Source organism: Embleya sp. NPDC055664, assembly GCF_053618075.1.
The window spans coordinates 85,774-108,894 of record NZ_JBSHGZ010000005.1 but is presented as its reverse complement, the minus strand read 5'-3'; the positions used below and the strand labels follow the sequence as shown (position 1 = coordinate 108,894).

18 protein-coding genes are annotated in these 23,121 nt (G+C 71.8%); 8 read left to right on the top strand and 10 right to left on the bottom strand.

Annotated elements, in window-relative coordinates; all coding sequences use genetic code 11:
* Positions 1-3: 3 nt before the first annotated feature.
* The 4 genes from ACWGR4_RS10685 to ssd form a co-directional block, all read right to left on the bottom strand.
* Positions 4-717 (bottom strand): type II secretion system F family protein, encoded by a 714-nt coding sequence (locus tag ACWGR4_RS10685; RefSeq protein ID WP_452130120.1) that lies wholly within the window; start codon positions 715-717, stop codon positions 4-6.
* Positions 714-1,343, bottom strand: a complete 630-nt coding sequence (locus ACWGR4_RS10680) for a type II secretion system F family protein (protein WP_379998918.1) — start codon at positions 1,341-1,343, stop codon at positions 714-716. The genes ACWGR4_RS10685 and ACWGR4_RS10680 overlap by 4 nt, the downstream gene beginning before the upstream one ends.
* 459 nt (positions 1,344-1,802) lie before the next feature.
* Entirely contained in the window at positions 1,803-3,173 is a 1,371-nt protein-coding gene (locus tag ACWGR4_RS10675) for a TadA family conjugal transfer-associated ATPase (protein ID WP_452130119.1), read from the bottom strand.
* The gene (ssd, locus tag ACWGR4_RS10670) at positions 3,170-4,261 is read right to left on the bottom strand and encodes a septum site-determining protein Ssd (protein ID WP_452130118.1); all 1,092 of its coding nucleotides are present in this window, start codon (positions 4,259-4,261) and stop codon (positions 3,170-3,172) included. The genes ACWGR4_RS10675 and ssd overlap by 4 nt, the downstream gene beginning before the upstream one ends.
* A gap of 620 nt (positions 4,262-4,881) precedes the next feature.
* Here ssd and ACWGR4_RS10665 point away from each other — a divergent pair.
* Complete coding sequence (locus ACWGR4_RS10665) at positions 4,882-5,688, top strand: HAD family hydrolase (RefSeq protein ID WP_379998912.1); 807 nt, start codon at positions 4,882-4,884, stop codon at positions 5,686-5,688.
* Positions 5,689-6,146: 458 nt separating this feature from the next.
* On the opposite strand, the gene ACWGR4_RS10660 is transcribed toward ACWGR4_RS10665, so the two are convergent.
* Positions 6,147-6,953 carry a Fic family protein gene (locus tag ACWGR4_RS10660; protein WP_126639193.1) on the bottom strand — a complete coding sequence of 269 codons (807 nt, stop codon included), beginning with the start codon at positions 6,951-6,953 and terminating at the stop codon, positions 6,147-6,149.
* Between the two features lie 188 nt (positions 6,954-7,141).
* Here ACWGR4_RS10660 and ACWGR4_RS10655 point away from each other — a divergent pair, with 188 nt between their 5' ends.
* The gene (locus ACWGR4_RS10655) at positions 7,142-8,122 is read left to right on the top strand and encodes an ATP-binding protein (RefSeq protein WP_452130117.1); all 981 of its coding nucleotides are present in this window, start codon (positions 7,142-7,144) and stop codon (positions 8,120-8,122) included.
* 84 nt (positions 8,123-8,206) lie between these two features.
* Here the strand turns inward: ACWGR4_RS10655 and acs are convergent, their stop codons facing one another.
* Both acs and ACWGR4_RS10645 read right to left on the bottom strand, forming a co-directional pair.
* Positions 8,207-10,192: an acetate--CoA ligase gene (gene acs, locus ACWGR4_RS10650; RefSeq protein ID WP_452130116.1), complete on the bottom strand. Its 1,986-nt coding sequence runs from the start codon at positions 10,190-10,192 to the stop codon at positions 8,207-8,209.
* A gap of 146 nt (positions 10,193-10,338) precedes the next feature.
* A complete protein-coding gene (locus tag ACWGR4_RS10645) occupies positions 10,339-12,687 on the bottom strand; it encodes a SulP family inorganic anion transporter (protein ID WP_452130115.1) in 2,349 nt (782 codons plus the stop codon).
* A gap of 259 nt (positions 12,688-12,946) precedes the next feature.
* On the opposite strand from ACWGR4_RS10645, the gene ACWGR4_RS10640 reads away from it, so the two are divergent.
* The 5 genes from ACWGR4_RS10640 to ACWGR4_RS10620 all read left to right on the top strand — a co-directional run bounded on the left by ACWGR4_RS10640 (position 12,947) and on the right by ACWGR4_RS10620 (position 18,688).
* Positions 12,947-14,008, top strand: coding sequence for an urease accessory protein UreH domain-containing protein (locus tag ACWGR4_RS10640; protein ID WP_452130114.1), 1,062 nt, complete (start codon positions 12,947-12,949; stop codon positions 14,006-14,008).
* A gap of 207 nt (positions 14,009-14,215) precedes the next feature.
* Positions 14,216-15,550 (top strand): polysaccharide deacetylase family protein, encoded by a 1,335-nt coding sequence (locus ACWGR4_RS10635; protein ID WP_379998902.1) that lies wholly within the window; start codon positions 14,216-14,218, stop codon positions 15,548-15,550.
* A 287-nt stretch (positions 15,551-15,837) separates the two neighbouring features.
* A complete protein-coding gene (nhaA, locus tag ACWGR4_RS10630) occupies positions 15,838-17,154 on the top strand; it encodes a Na+/H+ antiporter NhaA (RefSeq protein WP_452130113.1) in 1,317 nt (438 codons plus the stop codon).
* Positions 17,155-17,271: 117 nt separating this feature from the next.
* Complete coding sequence (locus ACWGR4_RS10625) at positions 17,272-17,691, top strand: phage holin family protein (protein WP_379998898.1); 420 nt, start codon at positions 17,272-17,274, stop codon at positions 17,689-17,691.
* Between the two features lie 76 nt (positions 17,692-17,767).
* Positions 17,768-18,688 (top strand): alpha/beta fold hydrolase, encoded by a 921-nt coding sequence (locus tag ACWGR4_RS10620; protein WP_379998896.1) that lies wholly within the window; start codon positions 17,768-17,770, stop codon positions 18,686-18,688.
* A 428-nt stretch (positions 18,689-19,116) separates the two neighbouring features.
* Here ACWGR4_RS10620 and ACWGR4_RS10615 read toward each other — a convergent pair whose 3' ends face one another.
* The 3 genes from ACWGR4_RS10615 to nth form a co-directional block, all read right to left on the bottom strand.
* Positions 19,117-20,301 carry a MarP family serine protease gene (locus tag ACWGR4_RS10615; RefSeq protein ID WP_379998894.1) on the bottom strand — a complete coding sequence of 395 codons (1,185 nt, stop codon included), beginning with the start codon at positions 20,299-20,301 and terminating at the stop codon, positions 19,117-19,119.
* Positions 20,302-20,489: 188 nt separating this feature from the next.
* Positions 20,490-21,224: an NUDIX hydrolase gene (locus ACWGR4_RS10610; protein WP_379998892.1), complete on the bottom strand. Its 735-nt coding sequence runs from the start codon at positions 21,222-21,224 to the stop codon at positions 20,490-20,492.
* On the bottom strand, positions 21,221-22,111 hold the full coding sequence (nth, locus tag ACWGR4_RS10605; protein WP_379998890.1) for an endonuclease III: 891 nt from the start codon (positions 22,109-22,111) through the stop codon (positions 21,221-21,223). Before nth ends, ACWGR4_RS10610 begins: the two co-directional genes overlap by 4 nt.
* A gap of 217 nt (positions 22,112-22,328) precedes the next feature.
* Here nth and ACWGR4_RS10600 point away from each other — a divergent pair, with 217 nt between their 5' ends.
* Positions 22,329-23,003, top strand: coding sequence for a Crp/Fnr family transcriptional regulator (locus tag ACWGR4_RS10600; protein WP_078976497.1), 675 nt, complete (start codon positions 22,329-22,331; stop codon positions 23,001-23,003).
* Positions 23,004-23,121: the final 118 nt, after the last annotated feature.

Genomic DNA, 23,121 nt, shown 5'->3' with positions numbered 1-23,121 from the left:
GACTCACCCCGCCCGCAGCAGCGACGTGCCCAGCCCGATCACGATCGGGACCACCCCGACCAGCAGAAAGGCGGGCAGGAAGCACAATCCGAGTGGAACGGTGGCGCGCACCCCCACCCGGCGCGCGGCCGCGGTCGCGGTCCGGCGCTGCTCGGCCCGTTGCTCGTCGGCCATCCCCGCCACCAGGACCGCCGCCGGCACACCACCGGTCGCAGCCCGGGCCAACACCCGCCCCAGCGGCGCGAGCACGGGATCGTCGGTCAGCCCCAACCAGCACCGCCCGGGGTCGCCGCCGAGCCGCAACGAGGCCACGATCGGCCGCAGTCGCCCCGCCAGCGGCCCGCCGACCGCGTGCGCAACCGCCTCGGCGGCGTCCGCCGGTGTGCTGCCCGCCACCAGGCACGCCGCGAACAGGTCGGCCGCGGGCGGCAGATCGGCCCGCAGCCGATCCCGCAGGGCCCGTCCCGACCGCGACTCCAGGCCGGTCAGTCGCCGTTCCAGGACGACCGCCACCACGAGCCCGGCCACACCCCCGGGCCAGCCGCCGAACACCACGAACACCGCCACCCCGCCGAGCCCCGCCGCGACCCGCCGACCGAGCGCCGGATCCCGCCCCCGCGCCGACGGCCGGCGGAACTCCGGACCCCGCCCGCGCACCGCGCCCGCCGCGCCACCCGCCGCCGCGACGACCGCCACCAACACCGCCACCGCGCTCATCCCGGCACCGGACCTGCTCGGGCCACCAGGCGATCGGTCCACTCCAGCCCGACCACCACGAGGGTCAGCCCCGCGCACAGGCACCCGATCCCGGCCGGCGTGCGCAACAACACCTCCACCGGCCGCGCCCCCAGGGCGCCGCCCAGGAACAGGCCGAACACCGGCAGCCCGGCCAGGACCTGCGCGGTCGAGCGGGCCCCGGCGAGTTCGGCGATCACCTCCTCGTGCGCGTCCTCCTCGGCCCGCAGACCCGCCGCGATGCGCTCCAGGGCCGGTGCGAACCCGGCGCCTCGCCCGGTCGCGATCCGCCAGCAGGCGGCGATCCGGCGCAGCCCGGCCGCCCCGGGCACGGCCGCCGCGCGATCCAGCGCATCCGGCACGTCGCCACCCACCCGGGCGGTCCCGATCGCCTCGCCCACCACCGCCAGGATCGGCCCGTCCACGGCATGCGCCGCGGCGGCCAACGCCTGCGCCGGCGTGCGCCCGGCCCGCGACTCCCCCGCCAGCGCCGCACACAGCCGCACCACGCCACAACGCACCGCCCCGGCATCGCGCTCGCGCCGGGCCCGATCCCGCCGCCGCCGCACCACCCAGGCCCCCGGCAAAGCCAGCAGCACAGGCACCACCGACCCCAACCCCAAAGCCGCCAAGCCCCCCGCAGCCATCACCGCCGCAACCACCCGATGGCGCCCCACCACCCCCACCCAAGCCACCCACCGCCCACCCGACCCGCCGCCCGCGACCCCCAACACCCCAGCCAACCGCCCGGGCCCCACCCGAGCCATCGACCACCACACCAACCCACCAACCCCAACCGCCCCCACCACCACCAAAATCACCCACCCCACCCCCACCGAATCGCCACAAAACCCCGGCGCTTGAGGACACCCACCGCAAGCCCCCGAAAACCACCACCCGAACCCGGCCCCCTCCAGCCCGCCCGGCGCTTGAGAACGCCCGCGGCAGACCCCGGGAACCACCACCCGAACCGGCGAACACAGCGCCCTCCAGCCCGTCCGGCGTTTGAGGACACCCGAGTCGGGCCGACCCTCCGCCCCCGAGGCCGCCGCCCACCGCGACCGTCGTCACCCGCGCCACCACCCGGCCAGCAGCGCGGCCAACCTGCCGTGGCCCGGTCCCGGGCGGCAGCCACCGGCGCGTTCGAAGCTCACCGCCGGGACCGGTCGCACCCAGCCCGCCGTGTCCCGTTCCAGGACATGGACCTCGGCCGCCCGCCGCAGCCCATCGCGCTCGCGCACCACATGCACGACCAGATCGAGCGCCGCCGCCAACTGGCTGTGCACCGCGTCCCGACCCAGCCCGGCCAACGCCCCCAACGCCTCCAACCGCGCAGGCACATCGGCCGCCGAGTTCGCGTGCACCGTGCCGCAGCCGCCCTCGTGCCCGGTGTTCAGGGCCGCGAGCAGCTCCACCACCTCGGCCCCCCGCACCTCGCCGACCACGAGCCGGTCCGGCCGCATCCGCAGGGCCTGGCGGACCAGATCGCGCAGGGTCACCTCGCCCGCGCCCTCGACGTTGGCCGGCCGCGACTCCAGCCGCACCACATGCGGGTGACGCGGCGTCAGTTCGGCCGAGTCCTCGGCGAGCAGCAGCCGTTCGGCCGGATGCGCACACCCAAGGAGCGCCCCGAGCAGCGTGGTCTTGCCCGAACCGGTGCCACCCGAGACCAGGAACGCGGCCCGCGCCGAGACCACCGCACACAGCAGTTCGGCCGCCGCCGGCGACAACGAACCGGCCCGCACCAGGTCGGCCACCCCGAGCGAGGTACGCCGAGGAACCCGCAACGACAGGCACGTCCCCCGCACCGCCACCGGCCGCAAAACCGCATGCAGCCGCACACCGTCGGCGAGCGTGGCGTCCACATACGGCGAGGCGTCGTCCAACCGCCGCCCGACCCCGCTCGCCAACCGCTGGGCCAACCGCCGCACCGCAGCGTCGTCGGCGAAGGTCACCGCCGTGCGCTGCGGGCCCGCGCCCCGATCGATCCACACCTCGTCGGGCGCGTTGACCAGCACATCGGTCACCTCGGGGTCGCGCAGCAGCACGTCCAACGGCCCGGCCCCGGCGATCTCCGACCGCAGCGCCCGAACCAGGTCCGGCAACGCCGCCTCGCCGAGCACCCGCCCCTCGGCCCGCAGCGCCGCGGCCACCGCCGCGGGCGTCGGCTCGTGCCCACCGGCGGCCAACCGCGCCCGCACCGCCTCGACCAACTCCGGATCCGGCGCCGGAGCGATCACCGGCCCGGCCGCCGCGACCGGCACCGCGACAGGTCGCGGCGGCGGTGCGGAGAAGACCCCGGTACCCCCGACCGGCGGCGCCGGCACCGGCCACGGCGGCGGCTGCGGCACCCGGCCCGACCGCACACCCCTCGGCGGCAGCGGCGGCGCGCCCGGCGGCGGAAACGGCGGCATCGGCGGCACCTCGCGCGCGCTCACGCCGCCTCCCGCGCCACGCCGGCCGGATTGCCCGCGAGGTAGTCCCGACAGAACCGGGCCAACGGCCCCCGCGAGCGCAGCCCCGGCGGATCACCCCGCTCGGTGGCCGCCGCCAACCCCGCCTCCGGCCGCAACTCCCCCGCGAGCGGCAACCCCAGGCCCCGCGCGACCGCCTCGGAGGTCAGCCCCGACGAACTCGGCTGCCGCACCACCGCCCGCAGATCGCGCACCATCGAGCCCACCCGGCCCGCCACCTGCGCCGACGCGGCCAGCGCCCGCACCTCGGCCGGCACCACCAAAAGCCCCGTGTCGCACAACCGCAGCGCCTCCGCCGCCCCCGGGTCGGTATGCCGGGGCACGTCGAGCACCGCCACGTCGTGTCGTCTGCGCACCGCCCGCACCACCGAGCGGACCGTCTCCGGCGGGATCGCGGGCGGCCTGTCCCGGTCCCAGGACAGCACGGTCAACCCGTGCAGGTGCGGCAGCGCATCGGAAAGCGCGCCCCCGTCGATCCGCCCGCGCGCGCTCGCCAGATCGGACCAGCGCAGCCCGCTCTCGTCCTCGCCGCCGAGCAGCACGTCGAGGCCGCCGCCCAGCGGGTCCACGTCCACCAGCGCGGTGGCCAGTCCGGTCCGCACCGCCGCCACCCCGAGCGCACAGGCCAGCGTGCTGGCCCCGCTGCCGCCGCACCCACCCAGCACCGCGATGGTGTGCGCGTCGGGCCCGGTGCCCTCGGCGACATCGCCCAAGCGATCGACGATCCAGTGCTCCGCGTCGGGCAGGAACACCACATGATCCGCGCCGACGTCCACCGCCCGCCGCCACACGTCGCCGTCGTCCAGGTCGTCGCCGATCAGCACCACGTCCTCGCGGCGCGGCAGCCCGCACCGGGCCAATCCCGGCGTCACGTCGTCGCCGACGATCACCAACGGCGCCCCCGGCCAGGCGGCCCGCGCCGCGCCCGCGTCCGGTTGCACCTCCGGCTCGATCCCGGCCACCGCGCACAGCCGCAGGAGTTCGTCGAGCAGGGCCGGATCGCCGGTCACCAGGAGCGGACGAGCCGGCCGAGGTGGGGAAAGCGCTGCCACGGAACCTCCAGGGGTCGGGGAGGTCCGGCCGCACCGGCCCTCCCGGGAACTGACCCCAACCGTCGCGGCGATCGCGCGCTCCGCCGAGCGGGTGGTTCCCACCTGTGGACAAGCCCGCGACTGTGGATTACGGATTCACTCGTGTGAGGGACACCCGAGCCGTTTCCGGCGCCACCCCCGACCCAGGCCCCGACCACAAGGCCCGCACCCCCACCCACCCCACGGCACGACCCAGGCCCCGGTCCCGGGCACCGGTCCCGGCCCCGGCCCCGGCCCCACTCCGAAAGCCCCACCCGATTCCCCACAACGAAGCGCAGCCAAGCAACCGCCGACAATCACGAGAGAACCGACCGGCATCGGGGATTACCACCCCGGCGACCACTCGAACACAACCCCGCGCCCACCCGCATCGGGACGCAAAAAAGCCCCCGGACAAGCGACGACCCCCGCCGGGGGGGAGAGCGGGGGTCGTCTCCGCGGCCGACTCGGGGGGGGAGGAGTCGGACCGGGTTAGCACGGTCGCGAACGATCCGTGACTTCCAGGATGTACCCGAGGGGGTTCTCTAGCAAACCCACGACGCGGAGTTTACGCCGAATGGCTGCCCTTATCCTCGTGAACTGTGGAAACCCAGGCGCCGAAGCGGACAGCAGCCTTCTTCGACCTCGACAAGACCATCATCGCCAGGTCCAGTGCGCTGGCGTTCAGTAGATCCTTCTACCACGGCGGACTCATCAATCGCCGCTCCGTCCTCAAGAGCGCCTACGCCCAGTTCGTCTTCCTCGTCGGCGGCGCGGATCACGACCAAATGGAGCGCATGCGCGAATACCTGTCCGCGCTGTGTCGCGGCTGGGACGTGCAGCAGGTGCGCGAGATCGTCGCGGAGACCCTGCACGACATGATCGACCCGATCATCTACGACGAGGCCGCGTCGCTGATCGAGGAACACCACGCGGCCGGCCGCGACGTGGTGATCGTCAGCTCCTCCGGGGCCGAAGTGGTCGAGCCGATCGGCGACATGCTCGGCGCGGACCGCGTGGTGGCCACCCGGATGGTGGTCGAGGACGGCCACTACTCCGGCGAGATCGACTTCTACGCGTACGGGCCCAACAAGGCCGCGGCGGTCAAGGAGTTGGCCCGCACCGAGGGCTACGACCTCACCTCCTGCTACGCGTACAGCGATTCGATCACCGACCTGCCGATGCTCCTGGAGGTCGGCCACCCGTACGCGGTCAACCCGGATCGCGGCCTGCGTCGCGAGGCGACCGCCCGCGGGTGGCCCGTACTGGTCTTCAGCCGCCCCGTGGCGCTGCGCCAGCGGGTGCCCGGCCTCTCGGTACCCTCGCGCCCCGTGCTCGCCGCGACCGCGATCGGCGCGGGCGCCACTGCCGCCGGCTTCGTCTGGTACCTCGCCAGGAAGCGCCGCTGACCGAAAGGTCAAGGCCGCGGCGGCACCCGACGATCATCGACAGCGGAGCAAATCCGACAAAGGCCGAAAGTAAAGATCTTGGGTCAGGGGTTCCCCTCCTCTCGGCAACCCACTAGAAAAGGGACCAACGGCCCGTACGGCCCCCGCTCACCCGGGTGGCCGAGACGGATCGAGCACGACCGCCGGGAACCCACGTGCGACCGACCCTCGTAGGGGCCGAACGCGTCGGACAACCTGCATGTTCTTCCCCCCGTGGATGCGCATGCCGGGGCCGATCGTCATAACGGGTACACGCCTGATACCTCGGCGGGAGTGACAAAGCGGCGGCGTCCTCACGGGCGCCGCCGTCTCGTACGTCCGAACCCGAAACACCCGCAACGAACCGCACCGAGCCGGGCCGCGCCCACCCGAGCCGCCCCGCCCCGAGCCGCCCCCGGCCGAAGCAACCCCGCCGGCCGTCAGATCCCGCGCATCACCGCTTCGCACACCGCGACGCTCTCGCGCGCACCCAACGTCATCGCCTCCGCGCAGTGCCGGATCCAGGTCGCCACACCCTCGGCCGTACCGCTCTCGTACGCCCGCAGCGCCTCGGCGTAGGCATCCACGCCCAGTTCCAGGTGGCCGACCTCCGGCACCGCCGCGCCCTTCGGGTCCAGGCCCCGGGTGATCAGCACGATCCGCTGCGCGGCGCGGGCGATCAGCCCGTTGCCCCAGCCGAACGGGGCCAGGCTCAGAATCTCCCCGTGGGTGACCGCGGCGACCACGATCGCGGGCGCGGCGGACGGCGCGAGCAGCAGTCGGGACAACCCGTCGAGGCGGGCCGCAACCTCGTCCGCCGGAAGTTGCCCGGCCGAGGACTCGTCGTCCCGGCGCGGCCGGCCCAGCGCCTCGGCGGGCACCGCATCGGCCGCGGCGACCACGTGCAGCCGGGCCAGCACCTGGAGCGGACTGTGCCCCCAAGTACCGAGGAGCGTGCCGATCTCGGCGGACAGCCGCAACGCACCCGCGACCACCGCACCGCCGTCGTCGAGCGAGGACGAGTAGTCGGTCCGGCGGCGAATCTCCTCCAGCGACCAGTCGACGCCCTCCAGGGCGGCACTGGCCCGCGCACCCCGGAGCGCGGATTCGGCGCTGATGTCCATGCTGCGGCGGCGCATCGTGCGGTGGCCGAGCAGCCGGTCCACCGCCGTGCGGGTGTCCTCGACGGACTCCGGCACGCCGGGCAGGAGCGCGAGGGCGGCGAGGGGATCGGTTGCGGTGCTCACCCGAGCGACCCTACGCCGGGCCGGGAATCACCCGCGACACGGGCCCGCACCGACCCCGGCCGCGCCCGCACGCGGTCGACGGCCCCCCGGCCGACACTTCGACTACTTTCCGACTTGACCTGATCACGGTCCGCGACGGATGATCCTATCGAAAACGATTGTCAAACTCATATATCAAGGGAGAGGCCGTGAAAATCGCCTTCGTCGGCAAGGGCGGCAGCGGCAAGACCACGCTCTCGTCGTTGTTCATCCGGCATCTGGTGGCCGCCGGCCGCCCGGTTGTCGCCGTGGACGCGGACATCAACCAGCACCTCGGCGCCGCGCTCGGCCTCGACGAGCAGGCCGCGGCGGCGATGCCCGCGATGGGCGCCCGACTGCCCACGATCAAGGACTGGTTGCGCGGCGACAACCCGCGGATCGGCTCGACCGAGCAGATGGTCAAGACCACCCCGCCGGGCCGGGGTTCGCGGCTGATCCGACTCACCGAGGACAACCCGATCCACGCGGCGTGCGCGCGCGAGGTGCCCGGCCTGCCCGGACTGCGGTTGATGGCGACGGGGCCGTTCGCCGAGTCCGACCTCGGCGTCGCGTGCTACCACTCGAAGGTCGGCGCGGTGGAGCTGTACCTCAACCACCTCGTCGACGGCGCGGGCGAATATCTCGTGGTCGACATGACCGCCGGTTCGGACTCGTTCGCCTCCGGGTTGTTCACCCGGTTCGACCTGACCTTCCTGGTCGCCGAGCCGACCCGCAAGGGTGTCGGCGTCTACCGGCAATACCGCGACTACGCCCGCGACTGGGGCGTAGCGCTCGCGGTGGTCGGCAACAAGGTCCAGGGCCCCGACGACGTCGAGTTCCTGCGCGAGCACGTCGGCGACGACCTGCTCACCTGGACCGTGCAGTCCGACTACGTACGGGCCCTGGAGAAGGGCCACTCCCCCGACTTCGACAGCCTGGAACCGGCCAACCGGGCCGCGCTGGACGAGTTGGTGCACGCCGCCGACGCCGGTTTCGAGCGCCGCGACTGGGCGCAATACACCGCGCAGATGGTCGAGTTCCACCTGCGCAACGCACGCGGCTGGGCCAACGCGAAGACCGGTGTCGACCTGGCCGAGCAGGTCGACCCGGCGTTCGTACTCGGCCCGCAGGCAATCTCCGCGCCGGTCTGAACCGCCCACCCGAAGCCCAGATCCCGACGACGCGGGGCGGCCCGCCCACCAACGACGGACCGCCCCGCATCCACTCCGTCCCGCTCAGTCCTCCGTCGGGGCCGACGGCAGCTGCGACGAGATCAGGTCCATCACCGACGAGTCGGTCAGCGTGGTGACGTCGCCGAGCGTACGGTTCTCCGCCACGTCGCGCAGCAGGCGGCGCATGATCTTGCCGGAGCGGGTCTTGGGCAGCTCCGCCACCGGCAGGATCCGCTTGGGCTTGGCGATCGGGCCGAGCACCTTGCCGACGTGCTCGCGCAGTTCGGCGACCAGTTCGGCCGACTCCGAGGCGCTGCCGCGCAGGATCACGAACGCCACGATCGCCTGGCCGGTGGTCGCGTCGGTCGCGCCGACCACCGCCGACTCGGCGACCTTGGGGTGCGACACCAGGGCCGACTCGACCTCGGTGGTGGAGATGTTGTGGCCCGACACGAGCATCACGTCGTCGACCCGGCCGAGCAGCCAGATGTCGCCGTCGTCGTCCTTCTTCGCACCGTCGCCGGCGAAGTACAGGTCCTCGAAGCGCGACCAGTAGGTGTCCTTGAACCGCTGGTCGTCGCCCCAGATGGTGCGCAGCATCGACGGCCACGGCTGGTCCAGGACCAGGTAGCCGCCACCACCGTTGCCGACCTCGGTCGCGGTGTCGTCGACGACCTTGGCCGAGATGCCCGGCAGCGCGCGCTGCGCGGAGCCCGGCTTGGTGGAGGTGACGCCCGGCAGCGGGCTGATCATGATCGCGCCGGTCTCGGTCTGCCACCAGGTGTCCACGATCGGGGTCTTCCCGGCGCCGATGTGCTCGCGGTACCAGATCCACGCCTCGGGATTGATCGGCTCGCCGACACTGCCCAGGATGCGCAGCGAGGACAGGTCGAACTTGGCGGGGATGTCGTCGCCCCACTTCATGCAGGTGCGGATCGCGGTGGGCGCGGTGTACAGGATGGTGACCCCGTACTTCGCCACGATCTCCCACCAGCGGCCTTGGTGCGGGGTGTCGGGCGTGCCCTCGTACATGACCTGGGTGGCGCCGTTGGAGAGCGGGCCGTAGGTGATGTAGGAGTGCCCGGTGACCCAGCCGATGTCGGCGGTGCACCAGTACACGTCGGTCTCGGGCTTGAGGTCGAAGACCGCATGGTGGGTGTAGCTCGCCTGGGTCAGGTAGCCGCCGGAGGTGTGCAGGATGCCCTTGGGCTTACCGGTGGTGCCCGACGTGTACAGAATGAAGAGCGGGTGCTCGGCGTCGAACGGCTGCGGCTCGTGCTCCTCCGGCTGCGCGTCGACCAGGTCGTGCCACCAGATGTCGCGGCCCTCGGTCCACGCGACGTCGCCGCCGGTGCGCCGCACGACCAGCACGTTGCGCACGTCCGGGCAGGACGTCAGCGCCTCGTCGATGGCGGGCTTGAGCGCCGACGGCTTGCCGCGCCGGTAGCCGCCGTCGGCGGTGATCACGATCCGCGCGTCGTTGTCGGTGACACGTGAGGAGACCGCGTCCGCGGAGAAGCCGCCGAAGACCACCGAGTGCGGGGCGCCGATGCGCGCGCACGCGAGCATCGAGATCACCGCCTCCGGGATCATCGGCAGGTAGATCGCCACCCGGTCGCCCGCCTCGACGCCCAGCGAGGTCAGCGCGTTGGCCGCCTTGGAGACCTCGCGCTTGAGGTCGGCGTAGGTGAGCGTGCGGGTGTCGCCCGGCTCGCCCTCGAAGTGGATCGCGACCCGGTCGCCGTGGCCCGCCTCGACGTGCCGGTCGACGCAGTTGTAGGCCACGTTCAGCTTGCCGTCGGCGAACCACTTCGCGAACGGGGGCGTCGACCAGTCCAGCGTCTCCTGCGGCTCGACCGCCCAGTCGAGCCGCCGGGCCTGCTCGGCCCAGAAGCCGAGCCGATCGGCCTCCGCCCGTTCGTACGCGTCGGCCTTGACGTTGGCGTCGGCCGCGAGCGCGGGCGGAGGTGCGAAGCGGCGCTCCTCGCGCAGCAGGTTCGACAGTGCCTCGCCGGCCTTGTCTCCCGTGTTCCGGTCTGCGTTGCTCACGCGTACTCCTCCGTGCGGCTGCGGTCTCTTCTCTGCCGTAGCTCATCAGGGACCGGCCCGAGCCGGCAAGAGGAGCACGGAGATTGGTTTAGACCACTCCGATGCACAGCACACATCGTGGCCGACCGCGCGAGGGTACGGGCCGGCTACCCGGGATTGAGCGCCGGAAAAGTGTGATCTTCGGCGCTCGCCGGGACGACCTGCGGGAGTGCCCCGGACTCCGCCCGTTCCGCATCCACGGGACCGAAGTCGCCGCGCACCGCGTCGTAGAGGTACATCTGTGCGGACGCAAGGTCGAAGTAGAGCCCGAACAACCGCAGTCGGCCCGCCGCCACCGCCTGCGCAACCACCGTGTGCTCGCGCAGGTTGTCCAGCTGCTGGACCACGTTGGTCAGGCACAACTGCTCCACCGGCGGCACGATATGACCGGTCACGGTCGGCGCGGGCTCGGCGGTGAAACGGGCCAGTGACGCGTCGCCGTGGCGCAGCCAGCGGTCCAGGTGCGGCGTGGCACCGGGCCTCGATCCGGCGTCGGGCACCGAGCCGACCTTGTCGAGCAGCGCCTTCATCGCCCCGCACCCGGAGTGCCCGCACACGGTGATGCTGCGCACCCCGAGCACCGATACCGCGTACTCGATCGCCGCGCCCACCGACGCGTCGCCCGTGCCCGGCTCGACCCGGGCGGTGTCACCGGGCGGCACCAGGTTGCCGACGTTGCGCACGGTGAACAGGTCGCCGGGACCGCTCGCGGTGATCAGGTTCGGCACGATCCGCGAGTCGGCGCAGGTGATGAACAGTTGCGCGGGCTTTTGCCCCTCCAGCGCGAGGCGTTCCAGGAACGGCTGGACCAGGGGCGCGGTGCGCCGACGGAACTCGCGGGCACCGGCCACCAGGGCCTGGGACGCGGTGCCGTCCTCGCGCGGACACGCGCGCTGCCAGTGCCACCACGGCGCGAACCAGCGCGGCGACGGAGTCAATCGGGACCGCCGGGGCCCCGGGGTGCCGCCCGCGGCCCGCTCGTAACAACCGTCGTGGATCTCCTCGATGTCCACCCGGCCCCCACGCGCGAGGTAGCCGGCGCGCCACGAGTGCACGGTCTCGAACGCGGCCTGGTCGAGGTAGTCCACCGTCATGTCCATCACCACGTGCTCCCCGGGCGGCAACTTGGCGAGCACGCGCGACAGTCGCGGCACCGACAGGAAGGTGAGCGAGCCGTGCACCTCCACGTGCAGCACCCCGTCGCCGGGGTGGACCCGCACGGTGCTGCGGCTGAGCCGGTACAGCGCGGTGCACACCGCGACCACCACGCCGAACAGCACACCCTGGAGCACCCCGGCCAGGATCACCCCCGCGATCGTCGCGGCGTAAGCCGGGAATTCGCGGTGACGGTGGACGTGCCGGATGTGCGCGAGGCTGACCATCTGGAGGCCGACCGCCATCACCAGGGCGGCCAGCACCGCGAGCGGGATGCGCTCTACGAGCGCGCCGAGCAGGGCCACGAACACCATCACCCACACCCCGTGCAGGATCGTCGCGGCCCGGGTGACCGCGCCGGCCCGCACGTTGGTCACCGAGCGGATCGCCACACCGGTGACGGGGTAGCCGCCGATCGCACCGGAGACCACGTTGCCCACACCCTGGCCGATCAGTTCGCGATCGAGTCGGGCGCGCGGCCCGTCGTGCAGCCGGTCGGCCGCCGCGGCCGAGAGCAGCGACTCCATCCCGGAGACCAGCGCCACGCTGACCACGCCGACCACGATCGCGCCCCACGCGCCCGACGGGGGCAGCACCGGGGTGGTGAACACGACCGAGGACAGGTCCACCCGCGCCACGTCCAAGTGCAGCACGCTCGCGCACGCGGTGGCCAGGGAGACCGCGACCAGCGGCGCCGGCACCCGGCGGAGCGCCGCCCCGCGACCGGGCAGTCGGCCGAGCAGCGGCCAACCGAGCAGCAGGGCCAGGGTGATCACCCCGACGGCGACCGCAGGGGTGTGCAGGTCGGCGATCTGATGGGGCAGTTCGCGCAGGTTCTCCCAGGCCGACCGTTGCGGCGCGCCGCCCAGGACCACGTGCAACTGGGCCAGCGCGATCACCACGCCGATGCCGGCCACGACGCCGTGTACGACGGCCGGCGACAGGGCGAGGGTGGCCCGGGCCACCCTGGCCACGCCGAGCAGGATCTGCAGCATGCCGGCGCCGACGGTGACCAGGCAGGTCACCCGCCAGCCGTAGTTCTGTACGAGACCGGCCACGATCACCGTCAGGCCCGCGGTGGGGCCGCTCACCTGGAGCGGCGCGCCGCCGAGCAGGCCGACCACGATGCCGCCGACCACGGCCGAGATGATGCCGGCGCCGAGCGGGGCGCCGGCCGCGAGCGCGATGCCGAGGGAGAGCGGCACGGCGACCAGGAAAACCACCAGCGAGGCGCCGAGATCGGCCCGCGCGGACGCGACCCTGGAAACCGGCGCGGGCGTGGTGACAGGGGCAACGGGCATGTCCGTGTCCTCCGGGGTCAGTCATGTCAGTCATGTCATGGCGGGCATGGCTGCCGCAGGGGTGGCGGCGCGCGGGTCGAAAGCAGAGTGTTTGGGCCGGATAGGCCAACTTAACTCTAAGTGTTTACCTCGTCACAGTAAGGCTATCCTTTTCAGAACGTAAAATGTGCACCCATATGGGTGAAACAGATGTTTCACACCGAGCACCTTCCACACTGTGTGTGATGGCCCGTAATCTCCCCGGAGTGGGGGTGGTGCCGTGCAGGTGCTCACGCTGTTCGCGACCGGGCTCGGCGCGGGGTTCGCCGCGGGCGGCGCGTCCTGTGCAGCGGTCCAGGGCGGCCTTCTGGTCGGCGCGGTCCGCCCGTGCGGGCCGATCGCGGCCACCGGGCCGACCGATCGCGCCGATCGCAAGGGACCCGCCGGACCCGCCGAATCCGTCGAGGCCGCCCGGGCCGCCGACTGCGCCGCCTCCCCCATGCGCCGCCCGCTGCCCCGCGCGCTGGCCGCCTTCCTGGGCGCGAAGCTCGTCGCCCACGCCGTCCTGGGCGCACTGCTCGGCCTGCTCGGCGGCGCGATCCAACCGGCGCCGAGCACCCGGGCGATCCTGATGCTCCTCGCCGCCGCGCTGATGGTGCTGTTCGGATTGGCCATGCTCGGCGTGCCCGGCGTGGGTCGGCTGTTGCCGCGCGGCGCGGCCCGCGGCGCCGGGCACGGCCCGCTGCTCCTGGGCGCGGCCACCGTGTTCGTCCCGTGCGGGGTGACGCTGGGCGCCGAACTGGTCGCCGTCACCTCGCAGAACGCGCTCGGCGGCGCCGCGGTGCTGACCGGTTTCGTACTCGGCACCATCCCGCTGTTCACCGTCCTGGGTCTGCTCGTCGGCGCGTCGGGGCGGGTGCTGCGCGGGCGACTGACCGCCGCCCTGGGCGTGTTGGTGCTCGTGGTGGCCGCGTGGACGGTCGGCTCCGGACTGCGTCTGGCCGGCTGGTGGAGCCCGGCGGCCCGCGGCGCGGTCGACCACGCGGCGGCGAGCACGGGGCCCGACGGTGTTCAGCGGGTCACCGTCCGGGTGGCGAACGAGGGTTACCACCCGGCCCGCGCGCTGGCCCGGGCCGGCGTACCCACCGTCCTGGTGTTGCGCACCGACCACACCACCGGCTGTACCCGGGGCTTCGTGCTGCCCGCGCGCGACCGGCAGCAGGTCCTGCCGGTGACCGGCGAGACCACGATCGACCTGGGCATACCGCGCCCCGGAACGGTCGACTGGACCTGTGCGATGGGCATGTACGGCGGGCGGATCGAGTTCCGCGCCGACCCGTGACCGGAGGGTGACGCCGGATCGCTTCCGGGGCCCGACGCCCCGTACGGTGATGTGTCCGCGCTCACGCGTTCCGGACGATCCGACGGATCCCGGCCCGGGTACGCGGGGAAGCGGACCGGGGACGCACGCAACCGGGTGACCCCGGCGTGCGTATGTATCGATAGGGAATACAGCCCGGTCCGGCATGTCCATGGGAAGAGGTGAACTGTGCGAACTGTCCGCGGCGCTGCGGTGCTCGTCGTTGTCGCAGTCCTGGCCGCTATCGGTTTCGTGGTTTTCGCAAAGGACGGGAAAGATTCCGGTAACTCCTCTGCAAAGAACCCTGGCAGCGGAAATCCGAGCGATCCGGGTAAGGAATCGGACAAACCGAGGGGTCCGGTCAAACCGATCGGTGACGGCTCGACCGCCGACACCGGTCCCCAGCCGAACCAGCCCAAGGTGGAGAAGCTCAAGCCGGGGGAGAAACCGCCGCAGTTCGTCGTGTTCTCGTGGGATGGCGCGGCCGAGGACGGCAACAAGCTGGTTTCGCAATTCCTGAAGGTGTCCGAGGCGAACAAGGCCCAGATGACGTACTTCCTGAGCGGTATCTACACGCTCCCGAAGACGAAGAAGGCCATGTACACCGGGCCGAAGCACACCGCGGGTCAGTCGGACATCAACTTCATGTCCGACGAAACCGTGCGCAACACGATCATCCAGATGCGCGAGGTCTGGCTCAAGGGCAACGAAGTCGGTACGCACTTCAACGGCCACTTCTGCAACAGCGCCACGAGCGGCAAGAGTTGGAGCCCGGCCGACTGGAAGAACGAAACCGAGCAGGCGGTGAAATTCGTCCAGAACTGGAAGACCAACACCGGCTACGCCGACCTTCCGCCGCTGCCGTTCGACTACGCACCGGGCAAGGAACTCATCGGTGGCCGCGCGCCGTGCCTGGAGGGCCAGCCGAACCTGATGCGGGCGGCCAAGGAGATGGGTTTCCGCTACGACGCGAGTTCGCCCGGCGGTCTTCAGGTGTGGCCCAAGCGCGGCAAGGAGACCGGAATCTGGGACTTCCCGCTGCAGTCGCTGCCGTGGCCGGGTGACGCGAACAAGTCGCAGCTCTCCATGGACTACAACATCATGTACGAACAGGAGCAGCGGCACGGTAAATACGACCCGTCCAAGAAGGACGCGTGGGAGAAAGAGGCCCACGAGTTCTACATGAACGGATTCCAGCGCGCCTATACCACCAACCGCGCTCCACTGTTCATCGGGAATCACTTCGAGGACTGGAGCGGGGGCATCTACATGAACGCCGTCCGGGACACGGTGACCTCGATCTGCACCAAGGCCGACGTGCGCTGCGTGACCTTCCGTCAGCTGACCGACTGGCTCGAGGGGCAGGACCCCGCGGTGATCACCAAGCTCCAGGGACTGGGCGTGGGCCAGACTCCCGCCGACTGGAACTCGATCGTCACCGCCGCGCAGGGCCCGAACAAGCCCGCCGCGAACCGGGCGCTCTCTGTCGAGGAGAACGCGCTGCCGACGCGTCGACAGGACTGACCGACCGGCGACCCACTGCTCCACGAGGGCCCCGTACCGAACGCAACCTCGGTGCGGGGCCCTCGTGTTGCCGCCTGCGGCGGGTCATGGTGCGCGCCGTGGCCCGGATCGGTTCGGCAGAATCGAAAATCTTGTCGATACACTGACGGGGACCGGGTTCGGGTCGGACCGCTCCCGCGTCACGGGTCTCCTCCGTCGGGAGACGTGCCGGGAAGTCTGGTCGGCGCTGTTTTGTCGTTTTCGCAGGGCGGTATACGCCCGCGAGCCGCAGCCGACCTGGAGGTCCCGTGGGTGCCGAGTCCGCACCACGCAACAAGTTCTTTCGGCGTCCGTCCACACTGGCCGAGCGGAATTTCATCGCCGACGCGCTGCGCACCGAAACGGTCGGCGGCGCGCTGTTGCTGCTCGCGGCGGTGGTCGCGGTGGTCTGGGCGAACACCGCGTGGAGCAACGCCTACCAGGACCTGCGCGACTTCCGGTTCGGCCCGTCGGCACTGCACCTCGACCTGTCGCTGAGCACCTGGGCCGCCGACGGACTGCTCGCCATCTTCTTCTTCGTGGCCGGCATCGAACTCAAGCGCGAGTTGGTGGTCGGCGACCTGCGCAATCCGGCCCAGGCGATCCTGCCGGTGGTCGCCGCCGGATGCGGGATGCTCACCCCCGCGCTGTTCTACTTCGCGGTCAACGCCGGCGGCGGCTCGCCGGACGGCTGGGCCATCCCCACCGCGACCGACATCGCCTTCGCGCTGGCCGTACTCGCCGTGATCGGCACCAGCCTGCCGTCCGCGCTGCGCTCGTTCCTGCTCACCCTGGCCGTGGTGGACGACCTGGGCGCGATCTTGATCATCGCGATCTTCTTCACCGATTCGGTGAACTTCCTCGCCCTGGCCGGAGCGTTCGCACTGCTCGTGGTCTTCTGGCTGCTCCAGCGCCGGCGGGTGCGCGGCTGGTGGTTCTACGTACCGCTCGCGCTGGTGATCTGGGCGCTGATGCACGAGAGCGGGGTGCACGCGACGGTCGCCGGCGTGGCGATGGGCCTGCTGATGCGGGTGGTTCCGGACCGGGACGAGCACACCTCGCCGGCCGAGCACGTCGAGCACCTGGTCCGGCCGGTCTCCGCCGGTCTGGCGGTGCCGATCTTCGCGCTGTTGTCCGCGGGTGTCGCGGTCTCGGGGCCGGTGCTCGGCGACGTGTTCACGCACCGGCCCACGCTCGGTGTCCTGATCGGCCTGATCGCGGGCAAGGTGGTCGGCATCTTCGTCGGCACCTGGCTGGTCGCCCGGTTCACCCGGGCCCAACTCAGCGACGACCTGGCCTGGCCCGACGTGTTCGGCATGTCCATGCTGGCCGGCATCGGCTTCACCGTGTCGCTGCTGATCAGCGAACTCGCCTTCACCGACGACCCGATGCTGACCGAACAGGCGAAGGCCGCGGTCCTGGTCGGCTCGGTGCTCTCCGCCGTGGCGGCCACGGTCGTACTGCGGATACGGAACAACACCTACGCCCGGCTGTGCGTCGAGGAGAACCGCGACGACGACGGCGACGGCATCCCCGACGTGTATCGAACGGACGCCGACGGGCTGCGCCGGGACAAGCTCGCGTAGTCCGGATTGTTTCGTTTCCCATCCGAAACACTCGTACGACGTGCCCCGGTGGATACGTATCACCGCAGCAGGGCATGATCGGGGTTCGGCTTATCCATACCGGTACGAGGAGTGACCATGGCAGGCACCGACAGGTCCCCGGCCCAGGACGTGCCCGTCGACGCACAACGATCCCTCGGCGAGCTGTTCTCGTCCGCCAGCAAGGACATGTCCACCCTGGTCCGCAGCGAGATCGCGCTCGCCAAGAGCGAGGTCAAGGTCAGCGTCGTCAACGTCGCGAAGGGCGGCGGCGCGTTCGGCGCGGCGGCCTTCGTCGGCGTGTTCGCGTTCGTCTTCCTGAGCTTCGCGGTCGTGTACGGAATCCACGCCCTGGGTCTGGGTGTGGCGTGGAGCTTCCTGATCGTCGGCGGCTTCTACCTGCTGCTCGCGGGCGGGCTCGGGTACTACGGGATCGTGTCGTTCAAGAAGGTGCGGCCGCCGGAGCGCACGATCACCACCACCCAGGACACGATCACCACGCTCAAGAACGTCGGCTGACCTCGCGGCGCGCCCGGGCCGGGGAAACCGGGCGCGGAAACAGGAGTGGGATCGCGAGTGTGCAACGCTGCTCGGCATGACGGTTCCCGAGAGCACCGTGGTCAACGTGGCCGGGCCCTGGACGCACCGCGACATCGCCGCCAACGGCGCGCGGTTCCACATCGCCGAGACGGGCGAGGGACCGGTCGTGCTGCTGCTGCACGGATTCCCGCAGTTCTGGTGGACCTGGCGGTACCAGATGCAGGCGTTGGCCCGGGCCGGCTATCGCGCGGTCGCGATGGACCTGCGCGGCTACGGCGGCAGCGACCGCACCCCGCGCGGCTACGACCCGATCACCCTGGCCCTGGACGTGACCGGGGTGATCCGCTCGCTCGGTGAGCCGGACGCGATCGTGGTCGGCCACGACCTGGGCGCCTATCTGGGGTGGACCGCCGCGGTGTTGCGGCCCAAGGTGGTCCGCCGACTGGTCGCGGTGTCGATGCCGCACCCCCGGCAACTGCGCGGCGCGCTGCTGACGGACCGTCATCAGATGGCGGCGAGTTCGCACATCTTCGGCTTCCAGCGGCCGTGGGTGCCCGAGCGGCAACTGATCCGCGACGACGCGGCGATGGTGGGCGACATGCTGCGCGCGTGGTCGGCGCCGGGCCGGCCGGTCGACGAATCGTTCACCCGCTATCGCCAGGCGATGCTGGTGCCGGGCACCGCGCACTGCGCGGCCGAGCACTATCGGTGGCTGATCCGCTCCATCCCGCGCCCGGACGGCATCCAGTACTCGACCCGGATGAAGGCTCCCGTCGAGGTGCCCACGCTGCATCTGCACGGCGCCCTCGACCCGGTGATCCTGCCGCGCACCGCGGCCGGTTCCGGGCGCTACGTGGAGGCGCCGTACCGCTGGCGACTGCTGGACGGCGTCGGGCACTTCCCGCACGAGGAGCAACCCGCGATGTTCACCGAGGAACTGCTGGGCTGGTTGAAGGATCCGGAACCCGAACGTTGAAGTTCCGACAGTGCTTTCGGGCCTTCGTTGTGTGATCTCGATGGGCATATCCGACACTTCCGTACAGATCACCCCGAGTGGGCTCGGGAATCGTTTCCGGCCCGATGGGCGGCGCGATTACGCCGTCGGTGGCCCGGGTAGGCGCCCCCGTATGAGCCGGACGTACAACGCTCCGAGCATGGCGGCGGGGGCCGGGGACACCCGGTCGGAGACGGCAGAGACCCTCATGGTTGAGATCCACACCACCGGTACCCAAGGGTTCGAGCACGAGCGAGGGGCGCCGGTCGGCGCGGTTGCCGACCGGGGGGATCATTTCCCGGGGCTGATGGGGATATTGCGCCGGCGAGCGCGCTGGTTGACGTTGCGCCTGCGCTTCCCCCGCTGACCCGGTACGGGCCGCCGCGCCCCGGCGGCCCGTCGGTTCGACGTCACATCGCGCAACTCTGGGTGTCCACGGGGCGGTCGGCGACCGCCCCGGCCTCGGCGTCCGCGCGGACCTCCTCGACGGTGAGCGCGTATCCGGTGGACTCGTCGTCGAGCGACTTGGCGAAGATCACCCCGGCGACCTTGCCGTTCGGCGAGATCAGCGGCCCGCCGGAGTTGCCCTGGCGGACCTTCGCGTAGAGCGAATAGACGTCGCGACTGACCGTGCCGCGCTTGTAGATGTCCGGACCGCCGGCCTGGATCCGAGCCCGCACGCGGGCGGCCTCGACGTGGAAGGCGCCGTTCTCCGGGAAGCCCGCCACGATCGCGTCCGCGCCGCTCTCCACCTTGGGCTCGAACAGCAGTGGGGTGGCCTTGAGTCCGGGCACCTTGAGCACCGCGATGTCGCGCTTCCAGTCGTAGAGCACGACCTCCGCCGGGTACTCCCGGCCCTCGCCGCCGATCTGCACGTTCGGCTTGCGCACCCCGCCGACCACGTGGGCGTTGGTCATCACGCGCTGCGGCGCGTAGACGAAGCCGGAGCCCTCGATCACCTTGCCGCAACTCTTCGCGGTGCCGACGATCTTGACGATCTTGTCCTGGCTCTCCCGGACCGCGGGCATCGACAACAACTTGGGGTCCGGCGGCGGCACCTGCGGAATGTCCTCGCGCACGAACGGACTGAACACCTGCGGGAAGCCGTTGCGGTCGAGCAGATTGCCGAACGAGGAGAACCACGTGTCCGCGCCCCGGGGCAACACCTTCTGCACGCCGCCGAGCACCTGGGACGAGCGCACCTCGCGCGAGACGGTGGGCATCGACGCGCCCGCGACGGAGGAGCCGATCAGCCACACCACGATCAACAGCGCGCACACGCTCACGATCGCGCCGCCCGCCGCGTCCACCAGGCGCGCCGGTCGCCAGGTGAGTCGGCGACGCAACCGGTTGCCGGCCGCGGTGGTCAACGCCTGGAGCGCGGTGGCCAGCACGAGCACGACGCAGATCGCCGCGATCGAGGGCCCGAGCCCCGGCTCGAACCGGTTCAGCAGCGAGGGCACCAGCCACATGCCGAACACGCCGCCGCCGATGAAGCCCAGGAACGAGAGCACGCCGACGATGAAGCCCTGCCGGTATCCGGAGATGGCGAAGGCCACCGCGGCGGCGAGCAGCAACAGGTCCAGGACATTCACGCGCTCACGTTCTCACGTGCGAGCCCGCGCTGTCCGCAGCCGTGCCGGTTCGTCGAACACCGGTGACACAGCCGTACACAGCCCCTGTCGACACACCGCCGGCGCGCTCTCGCGCCCGGGCCGGCGGGGCGTCGCATCGGTGCCGCCGAGGCCGCGCCGGAATCCGTCGGACAGGGCCTGGGCGCCGATCAGTCCCGGGCCTCGGGTTCGGAGGCGGTCTCCTCGTAGGGGTCGAAGCCGCGCCGGGCCAGTCGGTCCTCGGCGTCGGACAGCGTGATCTCGCGCCGGGGATCCCACGGCCGCTCCCACCCGGTGTGGTGCAGCACCCGGTCGATCAGCCCCGCGGTGAAGCCCCAGACCACCAGGTCCTGCACCTCGAACGCCGGTCCCAGGTGGCCGCCGGGATGCCGCAGCCGGACCCGATTGGCCGGGTCGGCGAGTTCGGCGATGGACACCCGCAACACCCGCGCGACCTCCTCCGGCGCGCCCGGGGCCACCTCGCTCTCTTGATGCCACCAGGCGAGCACGGGCGTGACCACGAAGTTGCTCACCGGGATGTACAGGTCGGGCAGTCGGCCGAAGACCCGCACCCCGGCGGGGTCGAGCCCCACCTCCTCCTGCGCCTCCCGCAGCGCGGTGCCCTCGGGCCCGTCGTCGCCCGGATCCACCGAGCCGCCGGGGAAGGCGGCCTGGCCCGCGTGCGAGCGCAGCGTCGCGGCACGCTGGAGCAACAGCAGGTCGGGTCCCTCGGGGCCCTCGCCGAACAGGATCAGTACGGCGGAGCGCCGGCCGCCCTCGGCGGGCGGCAGGAAGCGGCTGAGCTGTTCGGGGCTGACCGACCGGGCGGCGCGCGCCACCGGGCGCAGCCACTCCGGCAGGTCGGCCTCGGCCCACGTCTGGATCCCGGTCCCGGTCTGCGTCACCCGGCGTCCCCCTCGTCTTTCGGTGCTTTCGGTGCGTCCTGCGTCGGCTCGGCCTGCTCGGTCGGCTGGGCAAGTACCGGTTTGGCCGGCGGCTTGAGCCGTTGGCCGGGTTGTCCGGCCATCTCGTACTTGAGCAGGGCCCGGGCCTTGATCGGGTCCGTCTCGCCCTCGCCGTAGGCCGGACACAACGGCGCGATCGGGCACGCCCCGCAGGCGGGCCGGCGGGCGTGGCACACCCGGCGGCCGTGGAAGATCACCCGGTGCGAGAGCAGGGTCAGGTCGCGGCGCGGGAAGAGCGCGCCGACCTCCTTCTCGATCCGGACCGGATCGTCGTCGGTGGTCCACCCGAAGCGGCGGGCCAGTCGCCCGAAGTGGGTGTCGACGGTGATCCCGGGGACGTCGAAGACCTCGCCGAGCACCACGTTGGCGGTCTTGCGGCCGACCCCCGGCAGGGTGACGAGGTCGGCGAGCCGCCCCGGCACCTCGCCGGCGTAGCGGTCCAGGAGCGCCTGGGCCAGGCCCTGCACCGAGCGGGTCTTGGCCCGGAAGAACCCGGTCGGCTGAATGATCGACTCCAGCTCCGCCGGTTCCGCCGCGGCAATCGCGGCGGCGTCGGGGAAGCGGGCGAACAGCGCCGGGGTGACCGTGTTGACCCGGCGGTCGGTGGTCTGCGCGGACAACACCACGGCGACCAGCAACTGGAACGCGTCGCCGTAGTCGAGTTCGCAGTGCGCGCCCGGGTATATCTCGCCCAGTTCGCGGTTGATCCGGCGCGCACGGCGCACCAGCGCCAGGCGGGACTCGCCCTTCCCGGCTTTTGTGGCTTTCACGACCTTCGCGGTGCTCCGCGACCCGCGCGGCGCGGGCTCCGTCACGTTGCTCGACACCCGGCCAGAGTACGCAGATGCGCGGGCACTACGGTCGAGCAGTCCGCACACGCTCGATCACAGGAGCGACATGTCCGGTTACTGTGGATCCGCCCGTTCGTGATCCAGGCCACCCCGCGTGATGATTGCGGGTACCGGTGCGTCAGACTGTGACCGATCGCACTGTTTGACCGTCCGGCTTCATTGGTGTCGACCAGGCCGGCCTAGGAGGAACCTCGTGGACGACGTTTTGCAGCGGGCTCCGCTGTTCGCGGCGCTCGAAGATGAGGACGCCGCCGAGCTGCGGGCCTCCATGACGGAGGTCGGGCTCGAGCGCGGGGACTCGCTCTTCCACGAAGGTGACCCGGGCGACCGGCTTTACGTGGTGATCGAGGGCAAGATCAAGCTGCACCGCAGCTCCAACGACGGCCGGGAGAACATGCTCGCGGTGCTCGGCCCGGGCGAGATGTTCGGCGAGTTGTCGCTGTTCGACCCCGGACCGCGTACGGCGACCGCGACCGCGCTGACCGACGTGCGGCTGCTCGGCCTGGGCCACTCCGACCTGCAGCCGTGGCTGACCGGTCGGCCCAAGGTCGCCGCGGCACTGCTGCGGGCGATAGCCCGTCGGCTCCGGCGGACCAACGAAAGCCTGGGCGACCTGGTCTTCTCCGACGTGCCCGGCCGGGTGGCCAAGGCGCTGCTCGACCTGTCCCGCCGGTTCGGCGTGCCGGCCGACGAGGGCATCCACGTGGCGCACGACCTCACCCAGGAGGAGCTGGCCCAGCTGGTCGGCGCCTCGCGGGAGACGGTCAACAAGGCGCTGGCCGACTTCGCGAGCCGGGGTTGGCTGCGGCTGGAGGCGCGTGCGGTGGTCCTGATGGACGTCGAGCGGTTGTCGCGCCGCTCGCGCTAGCACTTCGTACACATCGACCCGTGGGGCCGCCCGCGGCGGGCCCCCCGGCGGGGTGGGGGGGGGGGGGGCGCAGGGGGGGGCGGCGGCCGCCACCGAAAACACGAGGGCGCGGGCCCAC